Here is a 15,931-nt window from a genome sequence, read left to right as displayed (position 1 = left end):
TGTGTTAGCAATCGGCCATGGCATCGTTCTTTTCAAAACTCTTCGGTCGCAGCGGCGGCTCGGCAACTCCGGCGAAAGTCGCGGAGGAAACCGAGGCCTATAACGATCTTACCCTGGTGGCAGCCCCCATGGCGGAAGGCGGCCAGTACCGCCTTGCCGGGCGGATCGAGAAACGGGACGGCGAGCGGGTATTGACCCGCAGCTTCATCCGCGCCGATCTCTTTTCTTCGCGGGACGACACCGTTGCCTCGACCTTCCGCAAAGCCAAGCAGATCGCGGACCAGCATGGCGCGTCGCTTTTCAGCGACGGCGTGGAGAGCCGGCAGGTCTGAGGCGAAGCGAAGCAAAAGCCGCTTCGCTTTGTGAAAAGTCATACAAACCGTATGAAGGCGCTGGAGAACCGGCGCATTTGCCTGTATCCGCAGGAAACGACTTGTTGCGACCGTGCCGGTATTGTTAGCTGGCGGCACGTCGAAGAATCTGCGGACCGATCATGGGTACTGAAAATCTGATCCTGCTCCTCGTCGAGGCGGGATTCTATTTCGTCTTCATGGTGGGCATCCTGCACCTTCGCCATCAATTGGGCATCGGTGTCTTCGTCGCAGCACTCGGGGTGATGCACTTCCTTGAGACCTATCTGGCGGCGGTTTTTTACATCGAGTTGCCCTTCGGCGTCATTTCGCCGGGCTCGTCCGTGCTTTTTTCCGGCAAGCTGATGATGATCCTCCTCCTTTACGTGAAGGAGGATGCGGCGGTTGTGCGGGCGCCGATCTACGGGCTGCTTGCCGGTAATTTTCTGACCGTGGGCCTCGGTTTTCTCCTGCGGCACCACCAGACCGTCAGCGCCGTGCCCGGCCGTCTTGCCGATCTCGCTTTCATCGACGAGATGGGCTGGCTGATGCTGTGGGGCACGACGTTGCTCTACATCGATTCGCTGGCGATCATCCTGCTCTACGAACGCCTCGGCCGGGTCTTCAAACACAGCACGGCCATGCGCTTCTTTGTGTCCGGGGTCGTGGTCCTCACCTTCGACCAGATTGGTTTCTTTGCCGCTCTGCACTTCCTGAACGGCGCGCCCACCGCGGTCTTCTGGGGTGGCTGGCTTGCCAAGATGATGGCGGCCTGCGCCTACGCGGTGCTGATCACGATCTATCTCTCCTATTCGCGCATCTCGGCCATTCCGGTCTCGCCGCGGCCGATTTCGGACATCTTTGCCGATCTCACCTTCCGGGAACGCTACGAGGACCTGCTCGACCGCTCGGGCAGGGATGCACTGACCGGCGTCTACGATCGCAGCCGCCTGGAATTCGAGGCGCCGCGCATGCTGTCGGCGATGCTGGTGGACGGCAAGCCGCTGGCTCTCATGATCCTTGACGCGGATCACTTCAAGGACGTCAATGACCGTTTCGGGCATCTGGCGGGCGATGGCGTACTCAAGGACATCGCCGCCTGCCTGCAACGGTCCGTCCGCGGCAACGACAAGGTCTTTCGCTTCGGTGGCGAGGAGTTCGTGGTGATCTGCGAGGATATCGCTCCTGAGGTCGGTGCCGGGCGGGCGGAGGCGCTGCGCCGCACCGTGGAGGCGGAGATCCGGCGGCCAGACAGTGCGCCGGTCACGGTCAGCATCGGCGTTGCGAACAGTTACAGCGACGGCACGACGCTGAATGCCCTGCTGTCGGCCGCCGACGCCCGGCTCTACGCCGCCAAGAACGCCGGCCGCAACCGCGTGATTTTCGACTAGTCCTGCTGCCGTCCGCTGCCAAATGCGCGGTCTATATTCGAGCCGTCACAAAAGTTTCATGTGCGCTTCCTATACGAATCCGAGGGCGGTCCCGGCAATCTAGCAGACAGTCGATGAGGAGTGGTGCGATGGGAGAGGCTACAAGCGACCTCGCCGCCGTACGAGCTATTCTTCGCCGAAACGCGCATCTTCCGCGTCTGCTGTCATTGTCTCTGGCGCGCTGTACTTCCCGATACGCCGGCGCATATCGTCAGCCTCATCCTTCCCGCAATCCTGTGTCAGACATCCTGACGCGCGAGAACGCATTCAACGGGCCCGGTGGTGCACAGATCGCCAGGGTACAATCCTCACCATCGACGGATATCGATCATGTTCGAAGACACCCATCTGAACCGCATCAAGGCGGAAATTGCCGACAGCTTCGACGAGGAGCTGGAAATGCAGATCGAAGAGGAGCGGCTCGACGACCTCGTTGCAGAGGGCATGTCGGAACCTGCGCCGCAGACGCTGGAGCGCCGGGTCTATTTCCGCGAACTGTTCCGTCTCCAGCATGAGCTGGTGAAGCTGCAGGACTGGGTGCAGCACAAGAAGCTCAAGATGGTCGTGCTGTTCGAGGGGCGCGATTCCGCGGGCAAGGGCGGCGCTATCAAGCGCGTGACCCAGCGCCTCAATCCGCGCGTCTGCCGCGTCGTCGCCCTTCCGGCACCGACCGAGCGCGAGCGCAATCAATGGTATTTCCAGCGCTACGTATCGCAGCTCCCGACGGCCGGCGAAATGGTGCTGTTCGATCGCTCCTGGTATAACCGGGCGGGCGTGGAGCGCGTCATGGGTTTCTGCACGCCGGACGAACTGGAAGAGTTCTTCCGCTCGGTGCCGGAATTTGAACGCATGCTGGTGCGCTCGGGTATCATCCTCGTCAAATACTGGTTCTCGATCACCGACGACGAGCAGGAATTCCGCTTCCGCATGCGCATCCACGACCCGCTGAAGCAGTGGAAGCTCTCGCCGATGGACCTGGAAAGCCGCGTTCACTGGGAAGACTATACCAAGGCCAAGGAAGAGATGCTGGCGCGCACTCATATTCCCGAGGCGCCATGGTGGATCGTCGAGGCCGTCGACAAGAAGAGGGCGCGGCTGAACTGCATCGCCCATCTCCTGGCGCAGGTGCCGTACGAGGACGTGCCGAAGTCGCCGATCGAGCTGCCGCAGCGTGTTCGCAATGACGACTATATCCGCCACGAGCCGCCGGATGAAATGTACGTGCCGGACGTCTATTGACGCTGGTCGCGCATTTGAATCTGCTGGAGCAATTGGACAGGGAACATCCGCCAGGCCTCGTCGGCGCCTGGCGGGGCACTGCCGATGGGCGGGTAAAACTTGTTCCACCGGCGCAGATCGACGAGGCCCTTGCGGCTGAAGACGGCTGGGTCTGGCTGCATGTCGATCTGGTCGATCAACGCATGCAGGGCTGGTTGACCGGCCGGTGCACGCTTCCTGTCGCTGCGCGCGCTGTGCTTGACGGGCATGACGAAAGCCTTGTTCTCGGCCATGAAGCCGGCACGACGCATGGCGTCGTCGTCGATTTGCAGCAGGATATGGAGCGCACGTCCACCGCGGTCGGCCGGCTGCATTTCGCGGTGACCGACCGGCTTCTCGTCACCGCCCGGCGGCATCCGCTGGCGGCCGTGGACAGGGTGCGGCGATCCTTTGGGGAAGGTTTCTGCCCGGCGACGGCCTACGAGCTTTTCGAGGCGATTGTCGCGGCGTTCTGCAAGAACACCAATCTGCGCCTCAAGGAGGCGGCGGCACTTCTCGATGCGGTGGAGGATCGCCTCGTCACCGAGCGGTTGAGCGACGAACGCCGCAGCCTCAAGGAAATCCGGCGGCTGGCCGTTTCGCTGCACCGGCCCGTTGGCGGAATGGTGGCGCTGTTCGAGGAAGAGGATCGCGACGGCTGGATGCTGTCGGAAACGGCGCATGCCACGCTGCAACGCCTGTCGACACGGCTCGAAAGGCTGGATCGCGAGATCGTCATGCTCAATGACCGCGCGCGACTGCTGCAGGAGGAAATGGCGGCGGAGCTGGCGGACGAATCCAACCGCAGCCTGAAAGCGATGGCTGTGATGAGCGCCTTGCTTTTGCCCGGCACGTTGGTCGTCGGGGTCTTCGGCATGAACACCGCGGGTTTGCCGTTCAGTCGCGGCGAGTCCGGTTTCGGCTGGGCCGTGATGCTCGGTGTCGCGGCCACCGCGCTGTTCTACTGGCTGTTGCGCCGGGCCGGCATCAGCCTTCGTTTCTAGACGCCGACATTCGGACGATCGATGATTTCGCGCAGTGCGAAACTCGAATTGATCTTCACCACATGGGGCAGGGCCGACAGCCAGTCGCGGTGGATGCGCTCATAGTCCTCGAGGTCCTTGGCTGCGACGCGCAAGATGTAGTCGTATTCGCCCGACATCAGGTAGCAGACCAGAACATTGGGGCAGAGTTTCACCGCGGACTCGAACTCGTTGAGCGTCTTGGCGAACTGGCCCGAGAGCGAGATGTGCACGATGGCGATCATCTTGTAGTCGAGTGCCTTGGGCGACACGCGGGCGTAATAGCCGTTGATGACGCCACTTTTTTCGAGGATGTCGAGCCGTCGCGAACAGGCGGACGGCGACAGGCCGACCCGTTCGGCAAGGTCCGCATTGGAGATTCGGCCGTTCTGCTGAACTGCCTTCAGGATCGCAGCATCGATTGCATCTCTTTGCCCCATTCGAATTTCCTTCGAAATTTCTGCTGATATTCGCAGAATATTCGACAATCGCCCGTTTCGCAAACTGGCTTTGCAAGGACATTGCACGTGTCCTCTGCTTGCATGGTGCTCCCCGCCGGGAGCGGCGGCAAAGAGACGGGAACAGCACTGGGAAAGGAACGCGAATGCGTGTCGGTTGTCCGAAGGAAATCAAGAATCACGAATACCGGGTGGGTTTGACGCCGGGTGCCGTGCGGGAATATGTGGCCCATGGCCACGAGGTCATCGTCGAGACCAAGGCCGGTTCCGGCATCGGCGCGGACGATGACAGCTATCGCGCCGCTGGCGCAAAAATCGTCGCCACTGCCGCCGACGTCTTCCAGAAGTCCGACATGGTGGTGAAGGTCAAGGAGCCGCAGCCCTCCGAATGGGCGCAACTGCGCGACGGACAGATTCTTTACACCTACCTGCACCTGGCGCCCGATCCGGAGCAGACCAAGGGCCTGCTCGCCTCCGGCGTGACGGCGATCGCTTATGAGACGGTGACGGACGAGCGCGGCGGCCTGCCGCTTCTGGCGCCGATGTCCGAAGTTGCCGGTCGTCTCTCCATTCAGGCCGGTGCGACCGCACTCCAGAAGGCCAATGGCGGCCGTGGCATCCTGCTCGGCGGTGTACCGGGCGTTCTGCCGGCCAAGGTTGCCATCATCGGTGGCGGTGTCGTCGGCCTGCATGCGGCGAAGATGGCCGCCGGTCTTGGCGCGGATGTCTGCATCCTCGACCGCTCGATCCCCCGTCTGCGCCAGCTTGACGATATTTTTGGCGGTCGTATCCACACGCGGTATTCGACGATCGATGCGCTGGAAGAGGAGGTTTTTGCCGCCGATCTCGTCATCGGCGCCGTGCTGATCCCTGGTGCTGCGGCACCAAAGCTCGTCACCCGCGAAATGCTCTCCGGCATGAAGAAGGGCGCCGTCATCGTCGACGTTGCCATCGACCAGGGCGGCTGCTTCGAGACCTCGCATGCGACCACCCATTCCGACCCGACCTACGAGGTCGATGGCGTGGTGCACTATTGCGTCGCCAACATGCCGGGCGCCGTGCCGGTTACTTCCGCCCACGCGCTGAACAACGCGACGCTGCACTATGGCCTCCAGCTTGCCGACAAGGGTCTGAAGGCAATTGCCGAGGATCGCCATCTGCGGGCTGGCCTCAACGTGCACAAGGGCCGTGTGACGAACCGGCCGGTCGCCGAGGCGCTTGGCTACGAGTCCTACGCGCCGGAGGCGGTGCTGAACGTCGCCTGATCGATCAGGACCAGACAGGAAGGACCCGGAGCGATCCGGGCCTTTTTCATGCGCGCTCGACGCGGCACTGGTAGCAGTTGTTGCGCGCGGAGCGGATGTGCAGGTAGGCGACATCCGGACGCGCCAGCAGGCTCGCCGCATAATCCGGAATGTCCGCGTTCGCAACCACCGCGCCGGTGCCGTAGAGGATGCGGTTTCCTTCGGAATAGCCGCGCACGATATAGTCGCGGCTGGTCAGCATGGGCGGCATGGCCTCTGACGGCTGATGGGCGTCACAAGGCTCGGCATGGAGGAAGATCGGTCCGGTTTCCGCATAGGGCTGGAGTGCCGGGAAGGGGCAATGGGCGAGGATGAAATAGGGCTCACCCGCACCGACAAGCCGCAGGCAGTGCCGGCAGGGCACACCGTCGCCGTCGGAGATTTGGCGCTCCGGTGTCATGTCATAGGCATCGTTGCCGCCGCTCCAGTAAGCGGTGGCGGTTTCCATCGGTATGGGCAGGAAGCGGATGGACATGGCGTTGGCTCCGTTTGTCATGCCGCGACGATCCCTCATTTCGCCGGTCTTCGACACCCGTTTCTTGCCGCCCGAATCAAAACCGCCGGCACAAGGCCGGCGGCGAAGGCTTGGCTGGCGGGACTAGCGCACGAATTCGTCGATGCGGCGGAGCGTGACGCGGCGATTGCGCCATTCCTCGTTCTGGGTCGGTACCAGCAGGTATTCCTCGCCGTAGCCGACCGTTTCCAGTGCGCGCGACGGGATGCCGAACTCCTGGACGAGCACCCATTTCAACGACGCGGCGCGCCGTTCGGACAGAACCTGGTTGGAGGCGGCGGAGCCTACAGCATCCGTGTGGCCCTCGATGAGGAAGACGGCGCGGCGGCGACGGCTGAGAATCCTCTCCATGGCGCGGGCGATCTGGCGCACCTTGCGATATTCCGAGCGCGGGATGTCAGCGGAGGCGAAGGCGAAGTTGATCGACTGGATGTCGATCGACGGCGCGGCGCGGCGCAGGTCCGCGCGGCGCTTGAATTCGCGCACCGTCACGCGTTCGTTCTCCGGCATGCGGCGCGCGGGGGCGGCGTCGAGGCGGCGCAGGATCATGTCTTCGGACGGCGTTTCCTGCGCAAGCGCAAGGCCGGAAAGAGCCGGGGTGGCGAGGGCAGCGGCAAACGCGGTCAGAAAGGCGCGGCGTTGCATGGCGATATTTCCTTCTGTTTCGTCTTTCGTGCGGAACCTGCCACGAACGATCTGAAGGAAACATGAACCGGCCGTTGGGCGTCGTTCAGACTGTTTAACGGCCCTCAACGGGCATCAGGCAGTCGCGCTTTGCTAGGTCCAGCAATTCGGCGTCGGAGAGGGGAACGACCTCCGCATCCGATGTGCCGACGGGCGAGAAGCCGAACATCTGGTAGAGCTGGAGGGCGCGGGGATGATCGAGATCATTTGTGGTGACCGTCACACGCTTCGGCCCGAGCGCCCAAGCGGCATAGAGGGTCTGGAGCAGGAACCATTTACCGATGCCGAGGCCGAGGGCGCGTTCGAGCAGGCCAAAATGGGAAAGCTCGATGACATCCCCGTCGACCTGCAACAGTTCGAAGAAACCCGCCGGAGCACCGTTGACGTAAAGCACGGTGACGCTGTTGCGCTTGTCGTGGAGCGTTTTCGTCAATGTCTCGTCATTCATCCGCAAGCGGTCGACCCAGTGCCAGCGGCTGCCGACCTGCCGGTAGAGGAAACGGTAGAAGGCGAGCGGGATATCCGGCGCGCTGAGGATGGCGGTATGCACGTTCACCGGCACCGGCAGGCTCTGTTTCGGCGCACTCGTCATTTCAAGCGCGGTAATGTGCACCTTGATCGGTGCCGGCTGGACTTTTTTCGCCATCAGTCTTTTCCCGTCACGACCGGCGTATCGTCCCGGCCACCCCATTGCGACCAGGAGCCGTCATAGAGCGTGTTGTTGTCATGGCCGAGCGACGCGAGCGCCAGCGTGATGATCGCGGCCGTGATACCCGAGCCGCAGCTTGTCACGACCGGCTTGGAAAGGTCTATGTCCGAATCCTCGAAATGCTGGCGCAAACTTGCGAGATCCTTGAACTTGCCGTCGACGGAGAAGGTGCCGGAGGGCATGCTTTTTGCACCCGGCATATGGCCGGAGCGCATGCCTGCGCGCGGTTCGGCTTCCTCGCCGGTGAAGCGGCCTGCCCCCCGGGCGTCGGCGATCTGCCTGGACTTGGTCGAGACGATGCCGCGCATCTCTTCGAACGAAGTGACGGCGTAGGGATTGAAGTTGGTATGAAAGACGGCCGGTGCCGGTTCGGGCAGGTCGGTCTGGAGCGGTCGCCCCTCCTTCCTCCAGCCGTCGATGCCGCCATCCATGACATAGACGTTCTTCGCGCCCATCGTGCGGAACAGCCACCAGACGCGCGGTGCCGTGAAAATGCCGGGGCCGTCATAGACGACGATGGTATCGGTATCCGAAATGCCGAGCTTTCCGACTTCCGTGGCAAAGAAGGCCGGCGAGGGCACGGTGTGCGGCAGCGCGCTTGAATGATCGGCGATCACGTCCTGATCGAAGAAAACCGCGCCGGGAACGTGACCGCTCGCATATTCGGCCGCACCGTTGCGGTTCTGCGCGGGGAGATACCAGGAGGCATCGACGATACGGAACGCCGGCGCGCCGAGCTGCTTTTCCACCCAATCCGCCGAGACGACGAACCTGCTCTTGTCGTTGGACATCACATTCTCCTCAAAGCAATTCCGGCAAACGTGCGCAGCCGTTTGCGTGCCGCGAATCGCGCAATAAAAACAGCTTCAGCCTTCCGACCCCGGCGCACCGAAACGGATGCGGAACCGGCGGTTCTCTTTGCCCTTCTTCTCGATCTTGGCGATGTGGATGGCGCCGACTTCCTGCGTTTCGGAGACGTGCGTGCCGCCGCAGGGCTGGCTGTCGATCGACGAGTTCTCACCGATGCAGACGAGGCTGACGCGACCAAGCCCCATGGGCGGGCGCACGTTCTTCGATTTGACGATGCCGGGGTTGGCTGCAAGCTCTTCGTCGGTGATCCACTGCACGAAGATCGGATGGTTTTCCGAAACGAGCTTCATCAGCTTCGCCGTCACATCGTCCTTGTCGATGGTCTCCGTCATGTCGAAATCGACGCGGCTGTCGTCTTCGCCGACGGCAGCACCTGTGATCGGGAAGGGGCAGACGACGGAGAGCAGGTGGCAGGCCGTATGCATGCGCATCAGCTTGTAGCGCCGCGCCCAGTCGATATGGGCAACGACGGTCTCGCCGACGATCGGCGAGGTCTCGCCCTCCAGCGGACGGTGAATGACGATCTCTTTGGTCGCGCCCGTTACGGCCGGACCAAGCGCGATACGGCTGCCGTCCGCACGCTCGAGGAAGCCCGTATCGCCTGGCTGGCCGCCGGACGTGGCGTAGAAACAGGTCTGGTCGAGCTCGATGCCGCCGTCTTCGTGCACCGCCGTCACCACCGCCTCGTTTGTCGAAAGATAAAAATCGTCGCGAAAGAGGGCAGTGGTGGGAAGGGACATGAGACCTATTCGACCGGCTGATAGGGGACCTTGATCCCCGATTTCGCCTTCAGCCAGCCTGGAACCGGCAGGCCCTTCGAATCGAGGAAGTCCGCGTTGAAGAGTTTGGACTGATAGCGGTTAGCATAGTCGCAGAGGATCGTCACGATCGTGTGGCCGGGGCCGAGGTCCTTCGCCAGCCGGATTGCACCGGCAATGTTGATGCCCGACGAGCCGCCGACAGCGATGCCTTCGTTCTCGATAAGGTCGAAGACCAGCGGAACGGCTTCGGAATCCGGGATGTTGTAGGAGTAGTCCGGCGTAAAACCTTCCAGGTTCGCTGTGATGCGGCCCTGGCCGATGCCTTCGGTGATCGACCCGCCCGAGGATTTCAGTTCGCCATGAGCATAATAGTTGTAGAGCGCTGCGCCATCCGGATCGGCAAGGGCGATCTTGATATTCGGATTTTTGGCGCGCAGGCCCGCTGCCACGCCGGCCAGCGTGCCGCCGGAACCGACGGCGGAGACGAAGCCGTCCACCTTGCCGCCCGTATCGCGCCAGATTTCCGGGGCGGTGGTCTCGATATGCGCATCGCGGTTGGCGACATTGTCGAACTGGTTTGCCCAGATCGCGCCGTTCGGCTCGGTTTTGGCGAGCTGTTCGGCAAGGCGGCCGGAGAGTTTTACGTAGTTGTTCGGGTTCTTGTAGGGAACGGCAGGCACTTCGACGAGCTCGGCGCCAAGCAGGCGCAGCGCGTCCTTCTTTTCCTGGCTCTGGGTTTCCGGGATGACGATGACGGTGCGATAGCCGAGCGCCTGCGCGACGAGCGCGAGGCCGATGCCGGTGTTGCCCGCCGTGCCCTCGACGATGACGCCGCCGGGACGGAGCGCGCCAGAGCGTTCCGCCGCCCGGATGATAAAGAGCGCCGCGCGATCCTTGACCGACTGGCCGGGGTTCAAAAATTCCGCCTTGCCGAGGATCTCGCAGCCCGTCGCCTCCGAGGCGCCCTTGAGGCGGATCAGCGGCGTGTTGCCGATTGCATCCAGAACGGACGGGAGAATGGACATGGGGACGAGCCTCGTTTTATGTGCCTAGAGTAGAAAGCGTCTTTTCGGCCGGCACGCGTCGCTTTGCAAGAAACGCTGTTTCTCGAGACAGGCCTTCCAGAGGGATTTTTTCTACCATGGCACGTCAAGCGAGGGGCCGCGTATAAACCACCTGCCGCACATCGATGTTCTTTGCCCGAAAACCGGCTTCGCAATAGTAGAAATAAAACTCCCAGAGCTTTCGAAAACGCTCGTCGAATCCGAGGGGGACTATACGCTCCCATGCGCCCCAGAAGCGATGACGCCATTCGGCGAGGGTGCGGGCGTAGTCGTGGCCAAACCCCATGTCGGATGCCGTCGAGAAGCCGAACTGGTGGCCGAGCGACATGAGGTGTTCGCGCGTCGGCAGCATGCCGCCTGGGAAGACATATTTCTGGATGAAATCAGGGTTGGCCCGGTATTCGACATAGGCTTCCTGAAGGATGGTGATGACCTGCAGGCCCGCCCGCCCGCCGGGTTTCAGACATTCGTGCAGCTTTGAAAAATAGGCCGGCCAATATTTTTCACCCACGGCTTCGAACATCTCGATGGAGACGATGCGGTCATAGGTGCCGGTCTCGTCGCGATAATCCTGGAACTTCAGTTCGACGCGGTCGGCGAGATTGGCTTTCGCCATGCGCTCGCGCGCAAAGGCCAATTGCTCGCGGCTGATCGTCAGGCCTGTGACCTTGCAGCCGATCTCGCTTGCGGCAAATTCGGCAAAGCCACCCCAGCCGCAGCCGATCTCCAGCACATGATCGTTGGGGCCGATTCCGGTCGCTTCCGCGAGCGCGCGGTATTTCGCCACCTGCGCGGAGGTGAGGTCGTTGGCACCGTGGGAATAGAGCGCCGACGAATAGGTCATCGTTGGATCGAGCCATTCGGAATAGAAAGCGTTTCCGAGATCGTAATGGGCGGAAATGTTGCGTTGGGCGCCACGCTTCGTGTTGGCGTTCAGCCAGTGGCGGAATTTCTCGAAGAGGAGGAAAAGGCCGCGCGGACCGTTCGCATAGTCACGCACGACATTCGTGTTGACGAGGATGAGTTCCAAGAAGGCGCCGGCATCCGGGCTTTCCCAGTCGCCGTCCATGTAGCTCTCTCCCACGCCGAGCGCCCCCTCGCTGACGGCGCGATGTAGCAGGCTCCAGTTGTGCAAGGTTACGACAGCGTGCGGGCCGGGTGCCTTGCCGCCGATCACGAAAGTTTGTCCCGTTGGCACGGTCAGGGACAGCAGACCGATTTCGAGGCCGAGAAGGCCGCGCAACACCATCTGCGCGCGAAACGGCAGTCCCTTTGTTCTCTCCGCGAAATTGCCTGCCGTGAGGATGTCACGGTCCGAATAGGTTTTTTCTGAAATCATTTCAGTCGTCATCGATTGCCCCTGCGCCAACCCGACGTAACGGAAAGCTAACGCCAATAGTTTCGAACGCCAAGACGTGAATCGTGACAGTCGGGATTAGAAATTTGCGGGAGACGGCTGCAAAAGGGTCGGCCTTTAACGCGGCGTTAGCAAACATGGTTAATTTTGCGTCTATGCGCGCGGTGCCGGGAACGAAGGTTTCCGCTGGCCGTTTGGACGGAAACTGGAGGTACCATGATGTTTTTCGGGCTTTTTCACGCCAATCCGACCGACGATGACGATACTGCCACCGGCACCTATGCAGACGGCGTGGTCGGCACGCTGCCGAACGATCCTTCAGCCCGCCCGCGCGATCGCAGCCAGTCCTTCCGCCGCACGGCATATGACCGGGATTACGGTGCGGTGCGCGTCGCCGGCCAGGCAGGCGCCGGCATGGTGCCCTGACAGGCGAAACGCCGGGAACAAAGTGCTGCCCGGCGTGTTTTCCTCATGCGCAACGGAGGAGCCCGCCATGACCCATCACGTCAATGACCGCCAGCTTAACCCTCGGGACACCCGCACCGTTCTTGATGTTGCCGAGCACTGCCGCAAAAATGGGCTCGACAAAGCGGAAGAGCGCAAGCTCCTTCTCCTGTTCGGTCGCTTCGCGAGCCGCCATGAGCTGCAGATGACCACCAAGCGCCCGCCGCAAAATCTGCGGTAACGGCTAAAATGATGGCGGCCGGCCTCCTTGGGAGGCAGCGGGAGACCGTTTTTGAAAGCAGATCCGGAAAAGAAATTAGGAGCCAGCTCATTCAAGAACCGGCTCCTAAAATAAAATCAGCATCTTAGCTGAAGAATTTGGCTCCCCGGGCCGGATTCGAACCGGCGACCTGTCGATTAACAGTCGAATGCTCTACCGCTGAGCTACCAGGGATCATCCGCTCGCTGCGGAGTGAGCGCGTAATACAAATGCCTGATCGATTTGCCAAGCGATTTTTGACAAAAAAATGCACAAAGCTTGATTGATTGTGGAGAAGTCTCCACTTGGGCAGGAGGCAAGCCTTGGAAAGTCAGGCTTTTCAGTAGAACGAGCGGTGAATGACCACGCGAAAAAACAATATGCATTTCGGCATAGATCCTCGTACGCGGGAGATCGTCATCGGCTCTTTCCGCTTGAAACTGCCGGAATCGCGCTGGCTGCGCACCACGATCGGCGTGCTGCTCGTCTGCGGCGGCATTCTCGGCTTCCTTCCAATTCTGGGATTCTGGATGGTTCCGCTGGGGCTTCTCGTTCTGTCACACGATTCCCATGTCGTTCGCCGCCTGCGCCGGCGCTTCTCCGTCTGGTGGGCTACGCGCAAGGCGCGCCGCGATGCGCGCTGACCGCCGCCATTCTTGCACGGACTTCCAGGACCTGATCTAACCGCCCGGCAGTGTTTTCGGGCGAGGGGAAACTATGGGGCTTTTGGTGAAGGGTGTCGTCGTGGGGTTCGGCGCCACGGTTCTGATGGATGTCTGGGCGATCCTTCTGTGGAAGGCATTCGGTCAATCCCGGCCGAACTGGGCGCCGGTCGGCCGCTGGTTCTGGCATTTGAAGAACGGCGTCGTTTTTCACGATGATATCGGCAAGGCCGAACCCTATGCCCATGAACTGGCGCTCGGCTGGCTCAGCCACTATGCCGTCGGCATTCTCTATGGGGTGATCCTGGCGCTGATCGTGGGAGACGGCTGGTTTGCCGCGCCGACCTTCCTGCCGGCCTGGATATTGGGCATCGTCACGGTGGGCGCCGGCTGGTTCCTGCTACAGCCCGGCCTCGGCATCGGTGTGGCAGCCTCGAAACTGCCGAACGCCAACAAGGTGCGTGTTCTCAACCTGGTCTCGCACACGGTCTTCGCGCTCGGCCTCTTCGGCACGGCCTTGCTGATGCGCTGATCGCCGGGGGCGAAAACGCCACCACGGGACGGTGGTGGCGTCCGATTCATTCTATCGGGCCGCATTCACGCCAAGAATGATGCCGGTGGCGATACTCATCAGAAGATAGCTGTTGTCGACCTTGACCCATTGCTGGCCGCGGGCCGGCTTGCGCAGGCCGTAGCGGTGATAGTCGCGCACCGCCGGCCGGCGTTTCCAGTCGGAGAAGCGTTCGCCCTGACGCCAGTGATGGCGCTTGTTTGCGTCGTGCTTCTTCCACGACGAAGAGTAGCCGGGTTTGCGGTCATGACCATAGGTCTGGGCCTGTGCCATAGGCGCCGCAGCGAAGGAGAGGGCGACGGCTGCAAGAAGGGTTTTGGTGAAGAGTTTCATGGCAGTTCCTCGTTGTTGATGCAAGGAATCTAGGGTCGCCCTGATGAACCAAAACTGAATAAGAGATTACATTTTTGTAATGAAAACAGCCTGTTAAATCGGCTCTCCAGGCATGTAGAGGCGGCCCGACGGGCCGCCTTGTTGTTTGCAGTATGGCTGCCTTATCGATTGTACATGCCCGTCACGCGCACCGCGACCTGCTGGTGGTTGGCGTGCAGGCCGATATATTCGTACTGAACGCCCCAGCTTTCGACGAACTCCTTGAAGGCTTTGAACTCATGCAGTTCCCAGCCCGGATAGTTGAAATATTCGTCGAACAGGATGATCGTGCCGGGCACGATACGCTCCCGCATCTGGGTGAAAATCGTCTGCGTGGAGCTGTAGAGATCGCAGTCGACATGGATCAACGAGGCCGGGCCCGGATGTTCATCGAGGAACTTGGGCAGGGTTCTGTCGAACCAGCCGACGATCAGTTCCACATTCGCTGCCACGGCCGGCAGGTCCTGGCGCGCGAAGGCGCCTTTCTGGTAGCCGTCGCGCCAATATTCCGGCAGGCCCTCGAAACTGTCGAAGCCATAGACCGGACCCGGCTTGTTCTGGGCGATGCGGTTGATCGAGCGGCCGGAGAAGACGCCGAACTCGACGACCAAGCCTTCGACGGTCGCCTGCGAGCAGGCATAGTCGATGAGCGCGCCCGCATTGTCGGTCCGCTTGGCGCCGATCATGCGGGTGTAGAGATATTGCGAGGATGAAATGCCGGCGGCGAGCTTGGCGATCACATCAAGGTTGAACGCATCGCCTTGCGGGCGCGCAATGACCTGATAGACGGCAGACAGCAGCGCCTGCGCCATAGCGTGTTGGTCGGTATTCGGTTCGGTCATCGGATGGCTTTCCAAGAGATCGAGAAGGGCAAGACTCGCGCAAGTCGCGCGGGGATCATCCTGATGCCATCGGCTTGCCCCAAGCCTGCGGCGGCTAGGGCGTCCGCGCGTAAATGCGTGTAAGAGGAGCGCCTGCCGTAAAGGCAAGAGCTGGAGCAAATGACCGTAATGTATGGATCTATTTGGAGAGTTGGAGGCCTCGCCCGGAATCGAACCGGGGTGCAAGGATTTGCAGTCCTCTGCGTAACCACTCCGCCACGAGGCCGTCCGTCTTGCTATAAAGCGAGTGGTGCCGGGCGTTTAGAACGAATCTACGATGTGTGCAATAGCTTTCATTCTGAAGGCGAACCTTTTTTTGTTCTGAACGCTTGTTCCGAAGAAGTTCCGCCTACGTCGCCCTCTTGAAGGCTAAACCGACACTTGGTTGCCTCAAAACGCGCTTCTCGGTGTCCTTGGCATGCCCCCTGTAGGCGGTGCCTGTGCGGTGCTTTGAAAGCGCCGGGCCTTGACCTCCTGTCAGGCCCTCTTCCTCCAGCTCCGTCATGCCGCTCTTGCGCCGTTCTTCATGCGCTAACCTTTCGTGCAGTTCTCATCATTTTCAATGATGAGCAGTAGCTCTCCAATGCGGCGTGGCCCCAGACATTTCCAAAGCGACTCATCGAGCAGGCAATGCGTTGTCGTATGAGGATCTTGAACCACTCGTTTGTATATTAATTGTTGGTTTCCACGCAGAACTGCGCCGGTTAGGCGCATAATTTCCATTGAGAATTGAGCCATGGTTTGTGCACCACGGCAACGTTGATGCAATGATCCGCGTCCAGAGTGGTCGCGCCCTCGGTGAAAACGCTGCCGGCCAAAGCGGCCTGTCGTGGAACTGCTACGGCTGGTTTATCGAGGGCATGGCAGCGTGTCACCGGGACGCCACGCCAGATCGGTATCACCGGCATAAGCGGCGGATACGCTGTGTTTCGGCATGCAAATTTAATCCCCTTGGCGGGGTA

The 15,931-nt window shown here is 61.2% G+C and carries 20 protein-coding genes, 2 tRNA genes and 1 pseudogene; 9 read left to right on the top strand and 14 right to left on the bottom strand.

What is annotated here, in order from left to right; all coding sequences use genetic code 11:
• The first annotated feature begins 17 nt into the window (after positions 1-17).
• The 4 genes from GR138_RS00105 (at position 18) to GR138_RS00090 (ending at position 4,041) form a co-directional block, all read left to right on the top strand.
• Positions 18-332, top strand: a complete 315-nt coding sequence (locus GR138_RS00105) for an HlyU family transcriptional regulator (RefSeq protein ID WP_160856591.1) — start codon at positions 18-20, stop codon at positions 330-332.
• Between the two features lie 158 nt (positions 333-490).
• Positions 491-1,741, top strand: a complete 1,251-nt coding sequence (locus GR138_RS00100) for a GGDEF domain-containing protein (RefSeq protein WP_338091034.1) — start codon at positions 491-493, stop codon at positions 1,739-1,741.
• A 369-nt stretch (positions 1,742-2,110) separates the two neighbouring features.
• Positions 2,111-3,019: a polyphosphate kinase 2 gene (gene ppk2 / locus GR138_RS00095; protein WP_160856589.1), complete on the top strand. Its 909-nt coding sequence runs from the start codon at positions 2,111-2,113 to the stop codon at positions 3,017-3,019.
• Between the two features lie 32 nt (positions 3,020-3,051).
• Complete coding sequence (locus GR138_RS00090; protein ID WP_160856588.1) at positions 3,052-4,041, top strand: CorA family divalent cation transporter; 990 nt, start codon at positions 3,052-3,054, stop codon at positions 4,039-4,041.
• Here GR138_RS00090 and GR138_RS00085 read toward each other — a convergent pair.
• A complete protein-coding gene (locus GR138_RS00085; RefSeq protein ID WP_160856587.1) occupies positions 4,038-4,499 on the bottom strand; it encodes an Lrp/AsnC family transcriptional regulator in 462 nt (153 codons plus the stop codon). The genes GR138_RS00090 and GR138_RS00085 overlap by 4 nt on opposite strands.
• Before the next feature lie 164 nt (positions 4,500-4,663).
• Here GR138_RS00085 and ald point away from each other — a divergent pair, with 164 nt between their 5' ends.
• Entirely contained in the window at positions 4,664-5,782 is a 1,119-nt protein-coding gene (gene ald / locus GR138_RS00080; RefSeq protein ID WP_160856586.1) for an alanine dehydrogenase, read from the top strand.
• Positions 5,783-5,828: 46 nt separating this feature from the next.
• Here ald and GR138_RS00075 read toward each other — a convergent pair whose 3' ends face one another.
• The 7 genes from GR138_RS00075 to GR138_RS00045 all read right to left on the bottom strand — a co-directional run bounded on the left by GR138_RS00075 (position 5,829) and on the right by GR138_RS00045 (position 11,774).
• A complete protein-coding gene (locus tag GR138_RS00075; protein ID WP_420853597.1) occupies positions 5,829-6,317 on the bottom strand; it encodes a DUF1203 domain-containing protein in 489 nt (162 codons plus the stop codon).
• Between the two features lie 102 nt (positions 6,318-6,419).
• A complete protein-coding gene (locus GR138_RS00070) occupies positions 6,420-6,980 on the bottom strand; it encodes an OmpA family protein (RefSeq protein ID WP_160856585.1) in 561 nt (186 codons plus the stop codon).
• A 94-nt stretch (positions 6,981-7,074) separates the two neighbouring features.
• Positions 7,075-7,665, bottom strand: coding sequence for a GNAT family N-acetyltransferase (locus tag GR138_RS00065; RefSeq protein WP_160856584.1), 591 nt, complete (start codon positions 7,663-7,665; stop codon positions 7,075-7,077).
• Positions 7,665-8,519, bottom strand: coding sequence for a 3-mercaptopyruvate sulfurtransferase (gene sseA, locus GR138_RS00060; RefSeq protein ID WP_160856583.1), 855 nt, complete (start codon positions 8,517-8,519; stop codon positions 7,665-7,667). The genes GR138_RS00065 and sseA overlap by 1 nt, the downstream gene beginning before the upstream one ends.
• Before the next feature lie 75 nt (positions 8,520-8,594).
• On the bottom strand, positions 8,595-9,338 hold the full coding sequence (locus GR138_RS00055; RefSeq protein WP_160856582.1) for an alanyl-tRNA editing protein: 744 nt from the start codon (positions 9,336-9,338) through the stop codon (positions 8,595-8,597).
• Between the two features lie 5 nt (positions 9,339-9,343).
• A complete protein-coding gene (locus GR138_RS00050; protein ID WP_160856581.1) occupies positions 9,344-10,384 on the bottom strand; it encodes a cysteine synthase A in 1,041 nt (346 codons plus the stop codon).
• 124 nt (positions 10,385-10,508) lie between these two features.
• A complete protein-coding gene (locus tag GR138_RS00045; protein WP_160856580.1) occupies positions 10,509-11,774 on the bottom strand; it encodes an SAM-dependent methyltransferase in 1,266 nt (421 codons plus the stop codon).
• Between the two features lie 222 nt (positions 11,775-11,996).
• Here GR138_RS00045 and GR138_RS00040 point away from each other — a divergent pair, with 222 nt between their 5' ends.
• Positions 11,997-12,206 (top strand): hypothetical protein, encoded by a 210-nt coding sequence (locus tag GR138_RS00040; RefSeq protein WP_160856579.1) that lies wholly within the window; start codon positions 11,997-11,999, stop codon positions 12,204-12,206.
• Positions 12,207-12,273: 67 nt separating this feature from the next.
• A complete protein-coding gene (locus tag GR138_RS00035; protein ID WP_160856578.1) occupies positions 12,274-12,465 on the top strand; it encodes a hypothetical protein in 192 nt (63 codons plus the stop codon).
• 138 nt (positions 12,466-12,603) lie between these two features.
• Here GR138_RS00035 and GR138_RS00030 read toward each other — a convergent pair.
• Positions 12,604-12,678: transfer RNA gene (locus tag GR138_RS00030), tRNA-Asn, on the bottom strand.
• A 164-nt stretch (positions 12,679-12,842) separates the two neighbouring features.
• Between GR138_RS00030 and GR138_RS00025 the strand changes: the two genes are divergently transcribed.
• On the top strand, positions 12,843-13,127 hold the full coding sequence (locus tag GR138_RS00025; protein ID WP_160856577.1) for a hypothetical protein: 285 nt from the start codon (positions 12,843-12,845) through the stop codon (positions 13,125-13,127).
• 73 nt (positions 13,128-13,200) lie between these two features.
• Complete coding sequence (locus GR138_RS00020) at positions 13,201-13,677, top strand: DUF2938 domain-containing protein (protein ID WP_160856576.1); 477 nt, start codon at positions 13,201-13,203, stop codon at positions 13,675-13,677.
• Positions 13,678-13,728: 51 nt separating this feature from the next.
• Here the strand turns inward: GR138_RS00020 and GR138_RS00015 are convergent, their stop codons facing one another.
• The 5 genes and pseudogenes from GR138_RS00015 to GR138_RS30420 form a co-directional block, all read right to left on the bottom strand.
• A complete protein-coding gene (locus GR138_RS00015) occupies positions 13,729-14,049 on the bottom strand; it encodes an RcnB family protein (RefSeq protein ID WP_160856575.1) in 321 nt (106 codons plus the stop codon).
• A gap of 161 nt (positions 14,050-14,210) precedes the next feature.
• Complete coding sequence (locus GR138_RS00010; RefSeq protein WP_160856574.1) at positions 14,211-14,930, bottom strand: class I SAM-dependent methyltransferase; 720 nt, start codon at positions 14,928-14,930, stop codon at positions 14,211-14,213.
• Between the two features lie 191 nt (positions 14,931-15,121).
• A tRNA-Cys gene (locus tag GR138_RS00005) sits at positions 15,122-15,195 on the bottom strand.
• Between the two features lie 307 nt (positions 15,196-15,502).
• Positions 15,503-15,640, bottom strand: a pseudogene (locus tag GR138_RS30445) (IS3 family transposase); the annotation flags it as partial.
• Positions 15,641-15,673: 33 nt separating this feature from the next.
• Positions 15,674-15,931 (bottom strand): hypothetical protein (locus GR138_RS30420; RefSeq protein ID WP_210253445.1); only part of this gene is annotated, 258 nt, incomplete at its 5' end.

The organism is Shinella kummerowiae (assembly GCF_009827055.1).
GTDB classification, from domain to species: Bacteria; Pseudomonadota; Alphaproteobacteria; order Rhizobiales; family Rhizobiaceae; genus Shinella; species Shinella kummerowiae.
Note: the sequence above shows the minus strand (reverse complement) of the source record. Positions and strands in the feature narration are given on the sequence as shown.